The 904-nt window shown below is 27.8% G+C and carries 2 protein-coding genes; both read left to right on the forward strand.

Going from position 1 to position 904, the window contains the following annotated elements; genetic code table 11:
• The first annotated feature begins 60 nt into the window (after window positions 1-60).
• Window positions 61-264, forward strand: coding sequence for a YqaE/Pmp3 family membrane protein (locus BKH45_RS08660; protein ID WP_095275078.1), 204 nt, complete (start codon window positions 61-63; stop codon window positions 262-264).
• A gap of 35 nt (window positions 265-299) precedes the next feature.
• A complete protein-coding gene (locus BKH45_RS08665) occupies window positions 300-509 on the forward strand; it encodes a hypothetical protein (RefSeq protein WP_095275079.1) in 210 nt (69 codons plus the stop codon).
• The last annotated feature ends 395 nt before the right edge of the window (window positions 510-904 follow it).

A 904-nucleotide genomic window follows, 5' to 3' on the forward strand; every position in this document is an offset into this window, starting at 1 on the left:
TACCTCACACTCAATTATGCTTATCGGTTTTAAAATATAAATAAAAATTAAGGAGTTCATATGAGATTAATTCTGGCATTAATATTACCTTGGCTATCGTTTTTTACTATAGGTAAGCCTATATCAGGAGTGATTTGTCTCATGCTTCAAATCACTTTTATTGGTTGGATACCCGCTTCTATTTGGGCAGTGTATGCGCTCTCCGGATACAAAACAGATAAAAAAATCGCCGCGGCATTAAAAAAACAAAATAATCAAGACTGAATATAAAAAGTCCGAAAAAAATATGTCAATTAATCGTGGTTTGTGTTATAAGTTGTATCTTTATAGCTTGTTCTTCACCTCAAGAGAAAAAGCCGGAAAAAGACACAGGGTATAAACTCTCAGAAATCAATAAGGCGCTAAAAGTTCAAGAAGAACTTCAAGCACTCAATAAGGTTATACCAACAAATTTTCAAGAAGGCAAGCAATTTCTTCAAAAGAATGAAGAATTGAATAAGCAAAGTTGAAAAATGGGCTTTAGACTTAAATCTAATGATTGCTTATTATTAATCAAAGCCGGAGTAATTTCCGGCTTTGATTAATTTTTAATTTTTTACTTGCGATCGTATCAATTTAAAATCCTCAGTAGCTATCCTGACTTGCAATCCTCCTTTTTGTTCTTAAAAAATATTTTATAAATAAAATATTCATATTTAAGTCAATTTATTTTCAATAATTATATTTATTTATAATAGCTATATTGGATTATAATAAATATATATATCTAATAATTATAAATAAATTTAATGCAATAAATTAATAAAAATAAGTTAAATCAATATATGTATTGTTCCTATCCCAAAAATTAAAATACCCGATTCGCGTATGAAATCTTTTAAATTTGTGCTAGCATTTTTCTAAA

Source organism: Helicobacter sp. 11S03491-1, from assembly GCF_002272835.1.
In the GTDB taxonomy this organism is placed as follows: Bacteria; Campylobacterota; Campylobacteria; order Campylobacterales; family Helicobacteraceae; genus Helicobacter_J.